Source organism: Tumidithrix elongata BACA0141 (genome assembly GCF_036349135.1).
Taxonomy (GTDB): domain Bacteria; phylum Cyanobacteriota; class Cyanobacteriia; order Pseudanabaenales; family Pseudanabaenaceae; genus Tumidithrix; species Tumidithrix elongata.
In genome coordinates, this window is record NZ_JAZBJZ010000127.1 from 1 (window position 1) to 15033 (window position 15033).

Below are 15033 nucleotides of genomic sequence, written 5' to 3' on the forward strand. Positions count from 1 at the left end.
TGTGGCTTTGAACCCCCTCGAAGCATTATTTCCTCTAAGTTGAGCAATTACGAAATTAGAAAAGAAAACCCAGTTTTTGTTTAGCGCCGTAATAACCCAATTCCAACCAATTTTGAGATAACTGGAACCGCGAGACCAGTGAGGGGCAACACGTCGGCGATAACCAGATTCAACTACAGCAAGACCTTGAGCAGTTAAGAAGAGTGTCGTCATCGCCATCACCAAACAAAGACGGGAAAGAGCAGGTGCCGAACGCAGACGAGAAGATTCCAAATCAAAACCGCTAGATTTATCATCCAAGAAATTTTCTTCAATAGTAAAGCGTAAACCATATTCACGAAAAGTCTGGAGCGTGGAAGGTTCGGTACTGAGAATATACCAATATTCTTTGCTGCTTGATTCCCAAGCAGCAGCAATATGCACATCTGTACTGATATAACCGATCCACTTGGTTAAATTCACACTTCCTGTGGCAATTAAACCAAGCATCATCCATGCCATGACTCCCAAATGTCTGACATCTGACCATGGGCAGTATTGACTTCCAAATTTTATTAGTTCATCATGGAGTCGTGAGGCGTTTTTGATCATCTTGATCTATGCTCGTTTCATTCTTAAAAACAGCAACAGCATACGCCTCTTTTTTGCTCAAATTCAATCCCTGTAAGCTTTTTCCTTTAACACTTTTGTCAGTCAACCAGCATCTTTTCTATTCCCACCAATATCCTCAAATTGCATTTGGGGCTGAATAGCGACCACTAGGAGATATGTATATAGAGATATCTTTATTTCTCCTTAAACATCGAACCCTCTAACACCAACTGACAACTTTTTGGACTTCGCACCACAGTTCTTGGTATATATGATATTTTACTAAATTATGGATGTTTAAATGTAGCAAACATAGATTTTCCAAAAGCCTATTGACTTAGTGTTAAAAATACACTATATTGGATGGTGTAGAAATTACACTATTACAAGTAATTCATCACAACCCAAATGAACAGTGCATTTGAACTTGCGGTAGGCTCGGTAATTGGGAGAAACCATCTACAGGTTGGCAAAAACAACCAAGATGCTTACCACACCTTGCGCTCTGAGTTTGGCACGATCGCAGTGGTCTGTGATGGATGTGGGAGTGGAAAACACAGCGAAGTGGGCGCAAAAATCGGCGCGAAACTAACTGTCCAAGCGATCGCAGCACAATTAAACAGACAAGCCACTAAGGGGGAGGATGAAATTGGAGAAAGCTTTTGGCTCACAGTTCAAGCGGATTTACTACTGCAACTCCGAAATATGCTCGAAGCGATCGGTGGTTTGAGTGGGGATATTCGCAAGGATAGTCAAGCAGAGAGTGCTTTTTTTAGCATCATTAACGACTACTTTCTATTTACGATTGTGGGCGTCCTGATTACTCCCAAAGAAAGCATTACCTTTGCGATCGGAGATGGTGCGATCGCTTTGAATGGAGAGATATCAGAATTTAGCTTTCCTAATAATGCACCTCCCTATTTAGCCTATGGATTGTATCGACCCGATCTCGTTCCTTTCCAATTGCATCACCATTTGGCGACGGAGAATTTGAATTCCGTACTCATTGGAACAGATGGCGTCAGCGATCTGATTCAGGCAGAGAGTAAGTTACTACCCAATGGCAAAGAAGTAGTTGGAAATATCGCTCAATTTTGGCAGCAAGATCGTTATTTTAGCAATCCCGATATGCTTCACCGTCGCTTAGCTTTGATGAATCACGAAGTCACAAAACCTGACTGGCAAAATCAACGACTCGTAAAATCTGCAGGACTTTTACCCGACGATACGACGCTCGTAGCGATTAGAAGGTCTAAAGCTAAAATATTAAGCGAACGGCTTTAGAGAAGATACTTTTGCTTCGTTTTGGGGTTCGATCCCCCCCAATCCCCCTTACAGAAGGGGGGAGAAGACGAATTCCCCCTTCTGTAAGGGGGATGCCCGACAGGGCAGGGGGATCGAAACCTCTCGGACACATGAAATATGTGTATACAGTAGAAGAGATTAAAAGCTTCTCAAACATCCTCCTTCTAGAATATGGGGAATAGGTAAAATGGAAGTCTATATCAATCAAAAAAGAATACGCCTCAACCCTCGTCAGACCATTGGTAAAGGTGGAGAAGCCGATGTCTTTGATATTGGTGGTGGGAAAGCCTTAAAACTGTTTAAGCAAGCCGATCACCCCGATTATCAAGCCTTGCCAGAGGAACAGAGAGAACGAGAGCAAGCCGCTGCAATCGCACGTCTAAACACCCATCAGCAAAAACTCGCCGCCTTTCCACAAAATCTGCCTAGCCGAGTGGTCAAGCCCGAGGGTCTCGCCACCGACAAACAAGGTCAAAGGATTTTAGGCTATGTGATGCCTTTACTAAAAGGAACGACACCGCTGTTAAAGTATGGCGATCGCACGTTCCGCAGTACGAGTGGAATTGGCAATCAAGCGATCGCGACAATCTTCCAAGATTTGCATGACACAATTGCTCGGCTGCATGAGGCAAAAGTAGCGATCGGGGACTTCAACGATCTGAACGTGTTGATTTATAAAGACGAAGCCTATTTGATCGATGCGGACTCGTTTCAGTTCGATAACTATCTGTGTGGCGTCTTCACCAGTCGCTTTGTCGATCCCCTCTTGTGCGACCCCCAGCAAAGTAAACCGATTTTACAACAGCCGCATAACTTTGACTCTGATTGGTATGCTTTTGCAGTGATGTTGATGCAATCTCTCTTATTTGTCGATCCCTATGGAGGTGTGTATAAACCCAAGGATACGAGCACAAAGATTCCCCACGAGGCGCGATCGCTGCATCGCATTACGATTTTCCATCCCGAAGTTAAGTATCCTAAGCCAGCAATTCCCTATAAAGTTCTGTCTGATGACCTGCTACATTACCTCCATCAATGCTTCGAGCAAGATCGTCGTGGCGAATTCCCCAAACAACTGTTGGAATCGATGCGGTGGCAGCAATGCCCTCAATGTGGGATCGAACACGCTCGAAGTTCCTGTCCTAGCTGCAATTCAAACTCAATCCCTACCACCTCTATCCCTACCGCAAAAAATTCTACACAAACTGGAATCTGTACGGTTCGGACTGTATTTACTACGGAGGGTGTTATTCTTTGTGCGAGTTTAGAAGGCGATCGCTTGCTGTGGCTCTATCACGATCGCAGGGCGTTTAAACGAGAAGATAACGCAACGATTCTCACAGGCGAATTGGATTCGCAATTAGAATTTCATCTCAAGGGAAAGTCTACATTAATTGGAAAGCAGAAAGCCATGATTACGCTTGCACCTCCCACTAATTCTATGCCTCAGCCACTGCCCCAAGTTAAGGCAGCAGAAAGGTTTGCTGTTAACGAATCGAGTCGTTATTGGATTGACAACGGACAACTCCTAAGAGATGGACAGTTTGGTTCGGAATATGTGGGGGATGTTTTATCAGGACAGACGCAATTTTGGGTGGGCGATCATTTTGGATTTGGGTTCTATCGAGCGGGCGAGTTAAATGTATCGTTCGTGTTTAATGCCAAACATTCTGGAATCAACGATCGCGTCAAACTACCCGCTTGGCAGGGCGAGTTAATCGATGCCACTTGCAGTTTCAGTCAAGAATACTGCTGGTTCTTTACCGCCACCCAAGAGCAGGGCAAAATCGTACATCGCGTCAATGTCCTTCGTTCCAATGGTGAGGTAATTGCCACATTATCGCTAGAAAAGAATCATTGCTCTGGTTCCGTAGCATGGCTCAACACTATTCATGGCAAGTACGCTGTCAATCAATTCCTCCTCACTGCGACCGATGAGGGCATCGTAAGAATAGAGGTGCAAAATGGACAAATCGTTCAAACCAAAGCATTTCCAGAGACAGAACCCTATGTGAATGCCAATAGTCAGCTCTTTGCCAGTAGGGACGGTATCTATGTCGTGAATGGGAAAAAGATTGAATTCTTACAGCGAAAAGGGTAGGGGCAATCCCCCCGTGGTTGCCCAAATCCCTAAGGATAGGCACACACCATCCGTTACCCATACAGGTCAAACAAATTCCATTAAATCCAATTCAATTTACCTCACATCAAAATCATAAAAACACAAATGACACAGTTACCAATTCCTACCTTTTTCGATCGCACCAAAGTAAGTCAAGTCTGGCGCGTTCCCTATCAAGAACGAGCAGGTCAAGCCGAAGCTTGGGCAAAACAGCAGGGGATTTTACCTGCGGCAAAAGACAAAAAGCGAATTTGTCTGATGGCGATCGACGTTCAGAACACCTTCTGCATTCCTGACTTTGAGCTTTTTGTAGGCGGACAGTCTGGCACTGGAGCCGTAGATGACAACATCAGACTCTGTGAGTTTATCTATCGCAATTTGGGCGCGATTACCGAAATCGCCCCGACGATGGATACCCACACTGCCATGCAGATTTTCCATCCTGTATTTTGGGTGAACGATGCAGGCGAACATCCCATTCCTGCTGCCACCACGATTACGCTCGACGAAGTCAAACAGGGTAAATGGAAGGTCAACCCCGCGATCGCCTATAGCTTGGCAAAAGGCAACTATATGGCATTGCAAAAGCACGCCTTGCACTATGTACAGAAACTCAGCGATGAAGGCAAATATCCCCTAACCGTTTGGCCCTACCACTCCATGCTCGGCGGCATCGGACATGCCCTCGTCTCGGCGGTTGAGGAAGCCATGTTCTTCCATAATATCGCACGGCACAGTCAAACCAATTTTGAGATTAAGGGTGGTAATCCTCTCACAGAGAACTATTCCGTTCTGCGTCCTGAAGTGTTGGATGGTGCAGATGGCAGAGCGATCGCGCAGAAAAACACCCGATTTTTGCAAAAATTGTTGGAGTTTGATGCTGTAGTCATCGCAGGACAAGCGAAAAGTCATTGTGTGGCATGGACAATTGATGACCTACTCACAGAGATCCTCGCCAACGATCCCAAACTCGCCAAGAAGGTCTATCTCTTGGATGACTGCACCTCACCCGTGGTTGTCCCAAGGGTTGTGGATTTCACACCCCAAGCCGATAAAGCCTTTCAACGATTTGCGAATGCGGGAATGCATCTGGTTAAGTCTACGCAGCTAATGGAAACTTGGACAGATCTGAATCTTGGATGAGAATCATCTTTCCATCGTAGGGGCAATTCATGAATTGCCCCTACGATGGAACAACTCTAGGTTCTCCCCCTTAATAAGGGTGGCTGAGAGATCAAACCCCAAAAACGAAGCAAAGAACTTCACAAATGTACACCAACACTTAGCTTTTTAAGAGGAAAATCGTATGATTAGTGTAAATTTGGATGGCGATACAGAAAGATATCTTGTGGCAATTCTTTCTCAAGAGCAAACAACAAGCTCGGCGCTAATCGATCGCCTACTTCGCGAATACTGGGAAACCATTCAACCCAAGAAAAATATTTTCGAGCGATTGCTATCGCTATAGTTGCTTAGAAATTCGACTAGATTCCAGCACTGCTTACAACGTAGCCGTAGTAGTGAAGAGCAGAATTAAATTTAAGGAAGGAAAACCATGAACACACCGAACATTAACGATCTATTTCAATCAGCCCATGACGAAGGTATTCTCTCGAATCAATCGATGCAAGCATTGACTGTTTTCGATATTGGCGCTCAAATCCAAGCAGGTTTGGGAATCCATGTCGATGACGTGATGGCAAGCGAAGTCGTGCTCGTGACGATCATGCCCGATGATTCTGGTTCCATCCAGTTTGGCAGTAACGCCCAAGCGGTCAGAGGTGGACATAACTCTGTCTTGGATGCCCTACAGGCATCGCAGCAACAGGATAACATTCTCGCGCACAATCGCTATTTAAATGGCGATATTCTCTATCCCTATTGCCCTTTGTCTCAAGCCATCCGCATGGATACGAAAAACTACAACCCCAATAAAGGTACACCTTTGTACGATCAGACTGTTATTCTCTTGGGAACTGTTTTAGCCAAAGCGCAGGAATTTTCTGATAATGGCGTACCCGTTCGTACCGTAACCTTGATCATTACAGACGGTGCAGATTGTCATTCTGTGAGGGCGAGTGCTAGAGATGTGGCAGCGATCGCTGAGGATATGCTGATGTCAGAAAATCATATTATCGCCGCGATGGGTATCGACGACGGTAGCACCAACTTCCGCCAAGTCTTTAAGGAAATGGGAATACGCGACCAGTGGATTCTTACCCCTGCAAATAGCGATGCGGAAATTCGTAAGGCTTTCCAAGTCTTTTCCCAGTCTGCGATCCGAGCCAGTCAAAGTGCGGCAAACTTTAGCCAGTCGTCTTTTGGTGGATTTGGCAGTCCTTAGCAAGATGTGACTGATTAGCGTTTTAATTAGATTTCAGCCAGTTCTCAACGGAAGATGCAACCTTATTTGTGATTTGTGCTGTAATCTGGTTGCGTTTCTGTTTGAGCTGCCATTTGTTAAATTCTGTTTCGTAGGCCTCACTATCTGCTTGAAAAGTTGCGTAAGCCTTCAAGGCAATGCCCAGTCCCCAGATTAAAAAGGGATAAGCTGCCCATGACACATGACCAGACGTGAGCAAATTAATCCCAATCAAAAAGGTATTCACAATAAAATATTTGAGCAGCCCATCGCGAAACTCTTTTCTTTTATAAATGTCAAAATCAGCCCGTTCTTGAGATTTACTCTTTTGTGCCATCCATTCTTGTTCGGCAGCAAGGAAATCTGCCTCACTTACACCTAACTCCGAGGCAATTTCGCTGACTTGTTGTCGTGAAAGCAGATCGCCACGCTTGGACTTACGAGCTAAGGCTCGCTGTAAAATCTGCTGTACTTGTTCCTCTGTATAAGACTCAGGCATATAAATTATTTTGTCCTATTCAACTGGGATTAAAAACTACGCCTTTCTCCTTACTCTTTTTCCATGGGATATTTACTAGCGCTAAAATATTATTATCTCTAAAAAATAAAAACACCCTAACGCAAGATTTGTGTCAGGGATAAATGATTTAGATTATTGAGTAATTATGCTTAATTACATCTACATCGGGTTGCGACGATATTGCTGATATGCCGCAAAAAATAGACCAGAGAGGGTAATAAAGATTAAACCCAAACAAATACCTGAAAGAATTGGCTCTACCACAACTAAAAAATTGAAACGCTACATCCTATAGTTTAAACGTTTAACTACCAACTACTATGCGTAAGACAAAATTTCAGTTCTTAGCTGCTACGTTACTAGCATTTTCGACGGTTCAGGCGATCGATTTGGGCTTTGGCGATTTCTTTCAGGATGCCTCCCACCGCCAACTAAATACATTTTTACAGCTAGATCGGCAAGCTAATGCCAAAAGTAGTGCCGGTAGAACTAGGAGTGGCTCTTTTAACCGCTCGACCCCTTCAAACTCTGGTAGCTCTAGCCCCACAAGATCGTCAGATCCCTCAACGCCCAGCCGTTCCAACGATCGCGACTCTTTTTCTCCTAGCCAGCCTTCAAATGGTGGCAACCCAATCATTGCCCCAGTCATTATCAATAATAATAATTCCCGTCCTTATTCAACCCCTGGAACTTACCAGTCATCTACCAGTAGTTCGGATGAAGTGCCTTGGTTTGTTTGGTTGATTGTTTTGCTAATTGGTGGCTCAATTACTTACTTTATTATTCGTGCGATCTTTTTCCGCAACAAGTCCAAGGGGGCGGCTGGTGATTTGGGCAACGATACCTTTACCGTTACTAAGTTGCAAGTTGCCCTCTTAGCCCAAGCGCGTGAAGTGCAAGCTCGATTAACTGAGTTGAGCCTAGAAGTGGATACAGATACACCCGATGGCTTGATGACCCTGTTGCAAGAGTCTGCGATCGCTTTGATTCGTACCCCAGAAAATTGGACGCATGTTTCATCTAGCTCTCAACCCGTAAAGCGCGACAAGGCGGAAGAGCTATTTAACAAGCTTTCGCTCGAAGAGCGCAGTAAATTTAGCGAGGAAACTTTGGTAAATGTCGGTGGTCGCAGGGCAGTCCGACAAGCCGCGATCGCCTCGTTAGAAAAAGACCCATCGGCATATATTGTGGTGACGCTACTGATCGGAACAGAGCATGACAAACCATTATTTGGCGAAATTAGAAATACCGAAGAATTGCGCAAGGCTTTAGAGGCGATCGCTGCTATTCCTGCAAGCCATTTGTTGATATTTGAGTTGCTTTGGAGTCCTCAAGCAGATAGCGATAGCCTAACCTACGATGAACTATTAACGGAATACAGCAATATGATCCAGATTTAATTGATGGCTTGAGGATCTTCGTGCGATCGGCATAGATCATAGATTCGTCATTGATATAGACAAATAAAATTCCTGAATACTTAATAAGTACTCATACTGAATAGGCTAGGCACATCACTCGGCGCTGACTTTCACTTAAACCATAGGTTGAACTGTCAGCTTAAAGCCTAGCGCTTTTGCTACTTTTGCTACAGTAACAAAACTGGGATTACCGTCAAGAGACAGTGCTTTGTATAGACCTTCTCTGCTTAAACCTGTATCTCTAGATATCTGACTCATATTTTTTGCCCGAGCGATTACGCCTAATGCATAAACAATCAATGCGGGGTCATCACCAGTTTCTTCAAGACATGCCTCTAGATACAATTGAATGTCTTCTTCTGTTTTGAGGTGTGCTGCTGAATCCCAACGAGTAGTGCTAATAGCCATAATTTAATCCTCCAGTTGCTTGGCAAGTTCTTTGGCTTTTTTGATGTCAGAGTCCTGAGAACTTTTATCGCCACCAGATAGAAGTACGACAACAACTAGGTCTCGTTGAACGAAGTACACCCTATAGCCAGTCCCATAATGAATGCGAAGTTCACTGACTCCCTCTCCAACTGGAGCAACATCACCAAAGTTGCCCATTTCCATGCGGTCAATACGTGCTTGTACGCGCACTTTAGCTTTACGATCTCTTAGCCCCTCGAACCATTTGGCAAATACTTCTGTTTGACGAACCTCTATCATAGGATCGCTATAGCTATCAGATTGCGTATTGTCAACTATAGTTATCAGGTTGCGTATTGTCAACTATAGTTATCAGATTGCGCGTTGCTTACTGATAAAGCCTTTAGCTGTGCTTTGGCTTTGTAGAGTGACTCGTGCCACTCTCGTTCTGGAATGCTGTCGGCGACAATACCAGCACCTACTTGTCCCCAAATCCGATCGCCGCATTTCAGCAAAGTACGAATCAAAATATTTAAGTCCAAATTGCCTCGGCGATCGATGTAGCCACAGGAACCATAAAACAAACTTCTGCGCTCGGGTTCGAGGGCTTCAACGATCTCCATACAGCGTACCTTAGGGCAACCCGTAATCGTGCCGCCGGGGAAAACCGCTTTGATTAGGTCTGCAAGGGTGCGATCGCTTCTCAACTCGCCCGTGACATTGCTGACAAGGTGCATGACATGGCTATAGCGCTCGATCGCCAGTAACTCATCCACTTTAACGCTACCCCATGTGCAAACGCGCCCCAGATCGTTCCGTTCCAAATCGACCAACATAATGTGCTCGGACTGCTCTTTGGCACAGGCAAGCAACTCATTCTCTAAGAAAATATCCTCGGCAGGGGTGCTGCCCCTTGCCCTCGTGCCTGCGATCGGTCTGGTTTCGACATGGCGATCACTGAGTTTGACCAGTCGCTCAGGGGAAGCACTAATCACCTCACCCCAAGGGGTGCGCCAATAGCTAGCAAAGGGTGAGGGATTAATCTGCAGTAGTTGCCGATAGAGCGACCAACCACTGCCAAACCATTCCGTCCCAAACCGCAGAGACAAATTGGTCTGAAAAATATCCCCTGCATGAATATGTTGCTTGGCTTTTAAAGCCATCGCCTGATATTCATCAGCATTGGGTGAGAACTTCACCTTTAAATCCAATTCCGATAAATCCAATTCCGAGGTGGGGCAATTCCCTATTTCCTTTGGAAACGCTTTGCGAGCGGGATGCGTTCCGCTGCGAGGGTAACGAATTAAAGGCTTATCCCCTTCAAGCCGATCGGAGATGGTCTGCCCCATTGCCTCTAGGGTGTGGCGATCGCTGGCGGCAAGCCAAATTATCTTTTCTACATGATCGATCGTGGCAAAGTTGGCAGGCTCGTACCAAAACGAGATCGGAAAGGGCAGGGAATCATGCTTATTGTGGGGAAGTTTCTCAATTTCCCAAGCAACGTCATAACCGAGCCAGCCCAGATAGCCACCCGTAAACGGTAAGTTTCGATCGATCGCTAAATTTCCACCCTCTCCAGCATCTTCAGGCTGAATTGGGAATTGTTGCAAAAAAGGCAAAATTTCACCTGGGGGCGGCGTCCAAATTTGGCGAGGTTTTCCTGCTGCGATCGAATAACGAGAAAGCGGCGATAAATTTTGGGCTGGGCTTTCTAATAAAACCGCGATCGCTTCGTCCCCAAATAATGCTTCCCATACATCCGCGCCCGTTACACCTTGAGGTAGCGATCGCTTTTCCCACAACCAGTTTTTCATACGTCAATTTTAGCGATCTAAACCACAGATATATCTTGCTTTACCCTTACGCTCACATAAATGGATTTTTTGCGAATAGACCGATCTTGCATTGACCTTCAATTCAGTGCGGCAGGATTAAGATTCAGAGAAATTAGCGATCGGACGCCCCAACCAGTGACTAGGGAAACTGCACCTTTTGATACTTGACCTTTACCTTTTGACTGGAATGATTTACGTTAATATAAATAAACAAAAATATAGTTACAACTAGTTAGAACATTTTGTTTGACTAAGATGAATCGTGGCTTAACTCTATGGTTACTCGATTCAGAATCTCTTATCATTAAGATAAAGAACCGTTAAAATCTCACTCCATACTATAAATAGAGGAAAATTACTAAGATGGGATTACCTTGGTATCGAGTGCATACAGTCCTCCTGAACGATCCGGGGCGACTGATTGCTACACACTTAATGCACACTGCACTGGTGGCAGGATGGGCAGGATCGATGGCTCTCTATGAGACTGCCACATTTGACCCAAGTGATCCTGTGCTAAACCCAATGTGGCGACAAGGCATGTTCGTCCTACCCTTCATGGCGCGTCTGGGCATTACAGACTCATGGGGTGGCTGGAGCGTTACTGGTGAAGCTGCTGTTAACACAGGTGTCTGGACATTAGAAGGCACTGCTGTAGCTCACATTGTGCTATCAGGTCTGCTATTTTTAGCTGCGATTTGGCACTGGGTAAACTGGGACTTAGAACTATTTAGAGATCCACGCACAGGCGAGCCTGCGTTGGATCTCCCCAAAATGTTCGGCATTCATTTATTTTTATCAGGTCTTCTTTGTTTCGGATTTGGTGCTTTTCACCTCACAGGTCTATTTGGTCCTGGGATGTGGGTATCCGATCCCTACGGTCTAACTGGTCACATTCAGCATGTTGCTCCAGAATGGGGACCCAATGGCTTTAACCCCTTTAATCCTGGTGGAATTGTGGCTCACCACATTGCTGCAGGTATTGTAGGCATTATTGCTGGACTATTTCACCTCACGGTACGTCCACCCGAGCGTCTCTATAAGGCGCTGCGTATGGGTAACATTGAGACCGTTCTGTCTAGCAGTATTGCTGCAGTTTTCTTTGCTGCCTTTGTGGTAGCAGGGACAATGTGGTACGGCGCTGCTGCTACCCCAATTGAACTATTTGGTCCAACCCGCTATCAATGGGATAACAGCTACTTCCAGCAAGAAATCGACCGTCGCGTCCAAGCAGGCATTGATGCTGGTTTGAGTCGTTCTGAAGCTTGGTCAAAAATTCCCGATAAGTTGGCATTTTATGACTATGTTGGTAACAGCCCCGCTAAAGGTGGTTTGTTCCGCGTTGGTCCGATGAACAATGGTGATGGTCTAGCCCAAGGTTGGTTAGGTCACCCAGTATTCAAAGACAAAGAAGGTCATGAGTTGTCCGTACGTCGTCTACCTAACTTCTTTGAAACATTCCCTGTTGTCTTACAAGATAGTCAAGGGATTGTTAGAGCTGACATTCCTTTCCGTCGTGCTGAATCTAAGTACAGCTTTGAGCAAGCAGGTGTCACCGCTACCGTTTACGGTGGTTCGCTAGATGGTAAGACCTTCACAGATGCACCAACAGTCAAGAACTTGGCTCGTAAGGCTCAACTGGGTGAAGCGTTTGATTTCGATCAAGAAAAGTTCAACTCAGATGGTGTATTTCGCACCAGTACGCGTGGATGGTTTACCTTCGGCCATGCAGTATTTGCTCTGTTCTTCTTCTTTGGTCACATTTGGCATGGTGCTCGCACCCTATTCCGTGATGTGTTTGCTGGTATTGACCCCGATCTTGATGAAGAACAAATTGAGTGGGGCGCATTCCAGAAGCTCGGAGACAAAACAACCCGCGTTTCAGCATAGGCATAAAAATATATGGAAACTATCACCTACACTTTGATTTTCGCTTGTCTGATTGGTCTGTTTTTCTTTGCGATTTTCTTCCGCGAACCGCCAAAGGTCATCACCAAAGACAAAAAGTAGTTAGCTAGCTCTCATAGCTGCATAAATTACATCAAAATAGCCTCTGTCTTGAAAGACAGGGGCTATTGGTTTTGAATGCCTCGATGCTATTGAAATTGGTAGAACCAAAGCATAAGGATATGAGGACGATGAAATTTAATCGAGCTTGATTAGGTTGGAAATCTTCCACGTACCATTCTCAAAACGCAGCTCACAGCGATATTTACCCTGAGAGGGGAGCGACTGCGAGCGATCGATCTGACCATTTACATACAATGTTGGCGCTTCAACGATCTCTACCGTAACTAATGCCCGATCGCCTTGTCTTTGAAACTCTCCTGTGGGTTTCACCGCAAAGGCACCAAATTCGTAGTAAGCATTATTATTCTGCAACCAGTCAATCGAACCGCTGCGCTTTTCATAGGCATCCCCTGTCGTTAGTTCGGCAAGTCTCGCGCGATCGAAAGGCGGGGCAAACATTTGACGCTTTGCCGAGACCAGTTCTCTAATCCGACTTACGGCTTTTGCTTCGGTGAGAACTTGGGGTGTACCAGCATCTTTAGAAGGATTTGTGGGAACTGCCGTGGGTGTCACAACAACAGGTGTATTCGTCGGTTCTATAGTCGGGTTCGATCGCTCTGGTGTTGGTGTTGGCGTTAGTGTAGTTGTTGCTGTAGGAGAAGGCTTTGAAGAAGGCAATTCGGCAATAGGAGTTGTCTTGACTGGGGCGGTTGGAGTGGGGGCGATCGCCTGTTGATTGCCTCTGGTTGCGAATAGGACACCGACAGCGATCGCGGAGAGCATAGCTCCTACCCACAATCCAATCAGTAGTCCCTTTTTACCCCCTTGAGAACGAGTTTCTTGCGTGGGCTGGAGAAAAGGCTGAGGGATGAGATTGGGAACCTGCTGTGTAGGAGCTTGTGAGGCCGTTGGATCTGGATCGGACGTTTGAGCGGGCAAAGGAAGTGGCTGGGGCTGGGGCGCAGAAACGACGGGTGGAATCGGCTGGGGCAAAATATACGTAGATTCCAGTGCAGATTGGGTGACCTGCTGGGATAGGGGTTGAGCCGAAGGCTGAATGGGTGACGGAATTGGCGGTTGAATTGGAGGCTGCGTTGGCAGATAGGGCGACGTCACTTGTCGCAAAACCTGTAGAACTTCCGTTGCGGTTTCATAGCGATCTTTATAGTGATAGCGCGTCATCTTGGTCAAAACTTCCACAAGTCCAGTTTGAGCAGCGACCAAATGTTGCCAACTCAACTCACCTGTTTGCTTATCTTCTGGGATTTTGCGAGGGCTTAATCCCGTTAAAATCTGAATCCCAATCATACCCAAAGCAAAGAGATCGCTACTGGGGCGGGGTTTTCCTTGTCCCTGCTCGGAAGACATATACCCAGGTGTCCCGATCGCGACAGTGGCGCTGATCTGTCCCTGCTGCACGATTAATTGACTTTGGACTTGTTTAATCGCACCAAAATCAATCAGGATTAACTTGCGATCGCTTTGACGACGGATCAAATTATCGGGCTTGATATCGCGATGAATGACGCCTTGGCTATGGACATATGCCAAAACCTCCAAAACATCCATCAGAACTTGTACTGCCTCGGCTTCAGTGTATGTTCTACCTGTCTGGATCTCATCGTTAAGCGAATGTCCCTCAATAAATTCTTCGACGAGGTAAAACTCTTGATTTTCCTCAAAATAAGCCAGTAAGCGTGGAATCTGGTCGTGATGTCCTAGTTTTGCGAGCGTTGTTGCCTCACCTGTAAAGAGACGACTGGCTATTTGCAGATAGGCGGGATCTGTGCTGACGGGTTTGAGATGTTTGACCACACAAACAGGCTCACCCGGAATCCTCAGGTCTTGAGCCAGATAGGTACGCCCAAAGCCCCCTGAACCCAAACTGCGCACAATGCGGTAACGTCTGTCTAGTAGTTGACCAATCATAGAGCTATGGTAGCCTGAGTTGCCAAATTACAGAAGATAGGGCACATACTAATTTTAATATGAGCGTTGTTTTCCCTACCTGCTACTTACCACGAATCTGTCTCAGATCCCAAGTGTATTCTATGCTCTCGTTGGTGGATTTGTCAGTCCGCTTCGTTCTATTGCCCACAAGGTCGTACTCATAGCGAAACTTGTTATCTTCCAACAGGCGATTGTTTACACCCGTGACATAACCCGCATTCGTGCGATTCCCATTGTCATCATAAGTATAATTCTCATCCGTCTGGAAACTGTAATCCACACCCGTGATTTGGTTAGTGGGAATTATAGATTTTGATAATTTATTACGGCATAAACCATCGTAACTCCGCCAATTCAAAAATGAAATGCAACGGGGTCTGATGAAGCAAAGAATACTTCGTAAGGGGGCGATAGTCAAGAGATTTTCTCGGTCTGTGATTGATCAAATCCACTGCCTTCTGAAAGTCTTCTCCTTTTACGATTTTGAAGTTTGTACTTTTGGGATAGAA

The 15033-nt window shown here is 45.7% G+C and carries 15 protein-coding genes and 2 pseudogenes; 8 read left to right on the forward strand and 9 right to left on the reverse strand.

The window, feature by feature from the left end; translation table 11 throughout:
- Positions 1–501, reverse strand: a pseudogene (locus tag V2H45_RS21720) (hypothetical protein); the annotation flags it as partial.
- A 498-nt stretch (positions 502–999) separates the two neighbouring features.
- Here V2H45_RS21720 and V2H45_RS21725 point away from each other — a divergent pair.
- The 5 genes from V2H45_RS21725 (at position 1000) to V2H45_RS21745 (ending at position 6362) form a co-directional block, all read left to right on the forward strand.
- Positions 1000–1875, forward strand: a complete 876-nt coding sequence (locus V2H45_RS21725) for a protein phosphatase 2C domain-containing protein (protein ID WP_330485782.1) — start codon at positions 1000–1002, stop codon at positions 1873–1875.
- A gap of 208 nt (positions 1876–2083) precedes the next feature.
- The gene (locus V2H45_RS21730; RefSeq protein WP_330485783.1) at positions 2084–3997 is read left to right on the forward strand and encodes a hypothetical protein; all 1914 of its coding nucleotides are present in this window, start codon (positions 2084–2086) and stop codon (positions 3995–3997) included.
- A 126-nt stretch (positions 3998–4123) separates the two neighbouring features.
- Entirely contained in the window at positions 4124–5161 is a 1038-nt protein-coding gene (locus tag V2H45_RS21735) for a cysteine hydrolase family protein (protein WP_330485784.1), read from the forward strand.
- Positions 5162–5324: 163 nt separating this feature from the next.
- Positions 5325–5486, forward strand: a complete 162-nt coding sequence (locus V2H45_RS21740) for a hypothetical protein (protein WP_330485785.1) — start codon at positions 5325–5327, stop codon at positions 5484–5486.
- 87 nt (positions 5487–5573) lie between these two features.
- Complete coding sequence (locus V2H45_RS21745; RefSeq protein ID WP_330485786.1) at positions 5574–6362, forward strand: hypothetical protein; 789 nt, start codon at positions 5574–5576, stop codon at positions 6360–6362.
- Between the two features lie 22 nt (positions 6363–6384).
- On the opposite strand, the gene V2H45_RS21750 is transcribed toward V2H45_RS21745, so the two are convergent.
- Positions 6385–6879 (reverse strand): 2TM domain-containing protein, encoded by a 495-nt coding sequence (locus tag V2H45_RS21750; RefSeq protein WP_330485787.1) that lies wholly within the window; start codon positions 6877–6879, stop codon positions 6385–6387.
- Between the two features lie 180 nt (positions 6880–7059).
- Positions 7060–7164: a cytochrome b6-f complex subunit V gene (petG, locus tag V2H45_RS21755; protein ID WP_330485788.1), complete on the reverse strand. Its 105-nt coding sequence runs from the start codon at positions 7162–7164 to the stop codon at positions 7060–7062.
- 56 nt (positions 7165–7220) lie between these two features.
- Here petG and V2H45_RS21760 point away from each other — a divergent pair, with 56 nt between their 5' ends.
- Positions 7221–8300 carry a DUF1517 domain-containing protein gene (locus V2H45_RS21760; RefSeq protein WP_330485789.1) on the forward strand — a complete coding sequence of 360 codons (1080 nt, stop codon included), beginning with the start codon at positions 7221–7223 and terminating at the stop codon, positions 8298–8300.
- A 135-nt stretch (positions 8301–8435) separates the two neighbouring features.
- Here the strand turns inward: V2H45_RS21760 and V2H45_RS21765 are convergent, their stop codons facing one another.
- From V2H45_RS21765 to V2H45_RS21775, 3 genes are read right to left on the reverse strand one after another with little or no spacing between them, the layout of a single operon-like run.
- On the reverse strand, positions 8436–8729 hold the full coding sequence (locus tag V2H45_RS21765) for an addiction module antidote protein (protein ID WP_330485790.1): 294 nt from the start codon (positions 8727–8729) through the stop codon (positions 8436–8438).
- Between the two features lie 3 nt (positions 8730–8732).
- Positions 8733–9029 carry a type II toxin-antitoxin system RelE/ParE family toxin gene (locus tag V2H45_RS21770; protein ID WP_330485791.1) on the reverse strand — a complete coding sequence of 99 codons (297 nt, stop codon included), beginning with the start codon at positions 9027–9029 and terminating at the stop codon, positions 8733–8735.
- Positions 9030–9088: 59 nt separating this feature from the next.
- Entirely contained in the window at positions 9089–10543 is a 1455-nt protein-coding gene (locus tag V2H45_RS21775; RefSeq protein ID WP_330485792.1) for an anthranilate synthase component I, read from the reverse strand.
- A 384-nt stretch (positions 10544–10927) separates the two neighbouring features.
- Between V2H45_RS21775 and psbB the strand changes: the two genes are divergently transcribed.
- Together psbB and V2H45_RS21785 are read left to right on the forward strand one after the other, a co-directional pair.
- On the forward strand, positions 10928–12454 hold the full coding sequence (gene psbB / locus V2H45_RS21780) for a photosystem II chlorophyll-binding protein CP47 (protein ID WP_330485793.1): 1527 nt from the start codon (positions 10928–10930) through the stop codon (positions 12452–12454).
- A gap of 12 nt (positions 12455–12466) precedes the next feature.
- A complete protein-coding gene (locus V2H45_RS21785) occupies positions 12467–12574 on the forward strand; it encodes a photosystem II reaction center protein T (protein WP_330485794.1) in 108 nt (35 codons plus the stop codon).
- 135 nt (positions 12575–12709) lie between these two features.
- Here the strand turns inward: V2H45_RS21785 and V2H45_RS21790 are convergent, their stop codons facing one another.
- The 3 genes and pseudogenes from V2H45_RS21790 to V2H45_RS21800 all read right to left on the reverse strand — a co-directional run.
- Positions 12710–14503 (reverse strand): protein kinase domain-containing protein, encoded by a 1794-nt coding sequence (locus V2H45_RS21790; RefSeq protein WP_330485795.1) that lies wholly within the window; start codon positions 14501–14503, stop codon positions 12710–12712.
- A gap of 82 nt (positions 14504–14585) precedes the next feature.
- Positions 14586–14804, reverse strand: a complete 219-nt coding sequence (locus V2H45_RS21795) for a hypothetical protein (RefSeq protein ID WP_408648860.1) — start codon at positions 14802–14804, stop codon at positions 14586–14588.
- A gap of 43 nt (positions 14805–14847) precedes the next feature.
- Positions 14848–15033 (reverse strand): annotated as a pseudogene (locus V2H45_RS21800) (hypothetical protein); the annotation flags it as partial.

Coding starts and splice junctions, on each gene's coding strand:
- V2H45_RS21725 (WP_330485782.1), top strand. CDS start 1,000: ATGAACAGTGCATTTGAACTTGCGGTAGGCTCGGTAATTGGGAGAAAC.
- V2H45_RS21730 (WP_330485783.1), top strand. CDS start 2,084: ATGGAAGTCTATATCAATCAAAAAAGAATACGCCTCAACCCTCGTCAG.
- V2H45_RS21735 (WP_330485784.1), top strand. CDS start 4,124: ATGACACAGTTACCAATTCCTACCTTTTTCGATCGCACCAAAGTAAGT.
- V2H45_RS21740 (WP_330485785.1), top strand. CDS start 5,325: ATGATTAGTGTAAATTTGGATGGCGATACAGAAAGATATCTTGTGGCA.
- V2H45_RS21745 (WP_330485786.1), top strand. CDS start 5,574: ATGAACACACCGAACATTAACGATCTATTTCAATCAGCCCATGACGAA.
- V2H45_RS21750 (WP_330485787.1), bottom strand. CDS start 6,879: ATGCCTGAGTCTTATACAGAGGAACAAGTACAGCAGATTTTACAGCGA.
- V2H45_RS21760 (WP_330485789.1), top strand. CDS start 7,221: ATGCGTAAGACAAAATTTCAGTTCTTAGCTGCTACGTTACTAGCATTT.
- V2H45_RS21765 (WP_330485790.1), bottom strand. CDS start 8,729: ATGGCTATTAGCACTACTCGTTGGGATTCAGCAGCACACCTCAAAACA.
- V2H45_RS21770 (WP_330485791.1), bottom strand. CDS start 9,029: ATGATAGAGGTTCGTCAAACAGAAGTATTTGCCAAATGGTTCGAGGGG.
- V2H45_RS21775 (WP_330485792.1), bottom strand. CDS start 10,543: ATGAAAAACTGGTTGTGGGAAAAGCGATCGCTACCTCAAGGTGTAACG.
- psbB (WP_330485793.1), top strand. CDS start 10,928: ATGGGATTACCTTGGTATCGAGTGCATACAGTCCTCCTGAACGATCCG.
- V2H45_RS21785 (WP_330485794.1), top strand. CDS start 12,467: ATGGAAACTATCACCTACACTTTGATTTTCGCTTGTCTGATTGGTCTG.
- V2H45_RS21790 (WP_330485795.1), bottom strand. CDS start 14,503: ATGATTGGTCAACTACTAGACAGACGTTACCGCATTGTGCGCAGTTTG.